We start from the raw sequence: 2,581 nt of genomic DNA on the forward strand, positions 1-2,581 counted from the left end.
GCCGGACAGGTCCAGGCCCGGCCCAGCGGGTCCACAGTCCCGGCCGCCGGGAGGACCGCCGGACCGCTCCGGCGAGTTCCCGGCGCTCCCGGCGGCCGAGGACCCGCGGTCCGATCATGCCGAGCAGCGCCGGCAGCAGGGTGACGGCGGCCAGCACGGTCAGGACGACGGTGACGGCGGCGCCGACGGCCATGCCGTTGATGATGCCGACGTTCAGGGTGAGCATGCCGAGCAGGGCGACGACGACGGTGAGACCGGCGAACAGCACGGCGCGGCCGGACGTGTCGAGGGACTTGGCGATGGACTCGGGGACGGTCATGCCCGCCGTCAGGTTGGCGCGGTGCCGGTTGACGATGAACAGGGCGTAGTCGATGCCCACGCCGAGGCCGATCAGCGACCCGAGGGTGAGTGTGGTGTCGGAGAGGGTGATGACGTGACTGAGCAGGATCACCGCCACCGCGGAGGCGCCGACGCCCACGATGGCCGTGATGATGGGCAGCGCAGCCACCCACACCGCCCTGAAGACGAACAGCAGCACGACGAAGGCGAGCGCGATGCCCATGGCGTCGGCGATCGGGTTCGGCTCCGGGTTGACGGTGAACGCCTGCCCGTTGAGCGCGATGTGCAGCCTCTCCGAGGCCGGCTCGGTGGCGAGGTCCTTCACGTGGTCGACCTGGGCGTCCGCCACCTCCCCGTCGAAGGCGACCGTGGCGTAGGCGGTTCTGCCGTCCTCGCTGATCTGCCCCCTGCCCGCCGGTGTGTAGGGGCTGCTCACCGAGGCGACGCCCGGCGCTGCGGCGATCTCCTTCAACGCGTCGCTCATGGCCTGCTCGGCGGCGGGCTCGGTGACCCGTCCGCCGCCGGTCAGCTGCCAGACGACCCGTCCGCTCTTGCCCGCCGCGCTGTCGGCGGCCTGCCGCAGCAGGGCCGTCGCCCTGGCCGAGTCGGTGTCCTGCGAGGTCGGGCTGTTGCCGAACGCGCTGCCGGCCGCACCGACCCCGGCTCCCAGGGCGAGCAGCAGGCCCACCCATACCAGGACGACGGTGAGCCGGCGCCGATGGCACCAGCGGGCAAGAGAGGACATCGACGAGCCTTTCAAGGGGTACGTCACGCGATCGGGCCGGCGATTTCGGCCCACCTTCACGTTCGCAGTCCCGCGGCTTCCCGTCGTTGGGCGTTCGCAGACACTTGCGTGTGCTGCGAACGCAGTAGACGGGGGTGCGCTCAGGCTCCGCGCAGGGCCGTCTCCAGGTGGCGCGCCCAGCGCAGGGCGGCCGTCGCGCACTCCTCGGTCCTCGGCTGGACGCGCCGTCGCGGACCGACGACCTGGACGGCGGCGACGACCTCGTCGCTGAAGTCGCGGACCGGTACGGCGACGGAGTACAGGTGGGGCTCGGCCTCCTCGTCGACGATCGAGTAACCGCGCCGGCGTGTCTGCGCCAGCCTGCTGAGGAAGTCGTCCAGGCCGGTCGGCGTGTTGGGGCCGTGACCGACGAACTCCGTGCGGGCGAAGACCGCGGCCACCTCCTCGTCGTCGGCGTCGCTGAGCAGGGCCTGGCCGCAGTCGCTGCAGTACGCCGGGAAGGGGCGGCCGATCCAGGAGCCGAGCTGCCGGCTGCCGGGCGGCACCCGCTCGGCGATGGTGACGGTGGTGTCGCCGACCAGGACGCCGAGGTAGCAGCTCTCACCGGTCTCGGCGGCCATGCCCTCCAGGGCGGTGAGCCCGTCCGTGCGCAGACGGTGGGCCGTGAGGTCGCGCGCCGCCGCGTAGAGGCGCCAGTGCGGTGTGACCCCGCCCGAGGCGTCGTCGCGGACGGCGAACTCCTCCGCGGTCATGGCGGTGAGCATCCGGGACAGCTGGCTGCGGTCGCGGTCCATCCGACGGGCCAGCTCCGAGACGGTCACGGCGGTGTCGTGCCGTCGGCCGTCGGCCGTGGCGCGGGCCAGCGCGGACAGGGCGTCGAGCCCCTTCGTCACGCTCGAGTCCACGTGCTCCTCCGCCCTGCCGACGTGCGCCTGCGCGGGGCCGTCAACGTGATCGTCGGTCGCACTGTACCGCCGCTCCCGGGCGATCACGGCATGTGCGGCGATGTCACCGAACAGGCCGCACCCGCCGGGCCGGTCGACACGCCCAGCGTCACGTCGGGCGTCACGTCGGGCGTCACGCGGTCCGAGGACGCCGCGGCACGTGAACCGGGTCGGCGAGGAGGCCGCCGCGTGCTCGGAGAATCGCGGAACTTGACCTCGGATCATGGCCGTTGCTCTCTGGTGGCGGCCGCTGTCACCGTGTAGCGTCGCTCCCAGATGTCGTGGTTGGCAGTACCTGCCCGCGCTGCGCGCGGGCGTTTTGCTGTGCAGTGCCGGACCAAGGCGATCACCTCCGGGGCCGCGCGGTGCGGTGCCCGACATTGACTGGGAGAGGCACCAGCATGGCCAGCGGAACTGTGAAGTGGTTCAACTCCGAGAAGGGCTTCGGCTTCATCGCCCAGGACGGCGGCGGACCGGACGTCTTCGCCCACTACTCCAACATCAACGCCACCGGCTTCCGTGAGCTCCAGGAAGGCCAGGCGGTCACCTTCGA

General features: G+C 72.1%; 3 protein-coding genes. 1 reads left to right on the forward strand and 2 read right to left on the reverse strand.

Annotated elements, in window-relative coordinates:
* Both ABT300_RS43050 and ABT300_RS43055 read right to left on the reverse strand, forming a co-directional pair.
* Window positions 1–1,084: MMPL family transporter (locus ABT300_RS43050; protein ID WP_351688343.1), on the reverse strand; the 1,084-nt coding region annotated here is incomplete at its 3' end.
* A 140-nt stretch (window positions 1,085–1,224) separates the two neighbouring features.
* A complete protein-coding gene (locus ABT300_RS43055) occupies window positions 1,225–1,989 on the reverse strand; it encodes an IclR family transcriptional regulator (protein ID WP_351688346.1) in 765 nt (254 codons plus the stop codon).
* 440 nt (window positions 1,990–2,429) lie between these two features.
* On the opposite strand from ABT300_RS43055, the gene ABT300_RS43060 reads away from it, so the two are divergent.
* A partial coding sequence (locus ABT300_RS43060; RefSeq protein ID WP_351688349.1) for a cold-shock protein occupies window positions 2,430–2,581 on the forward strand: 152 nt, incomplete at its 3' end.

The sequence above is a fragment of the Streptomyces sp. NPDC001027 genome (genome assembly GCF_040299045.1).
Taxonomy (GTDB): domain Bacteria; phylum Actinomycetota; class Actinomycetes; order Streptomycetales; family Streptomycetaceae; genus Streptomyces.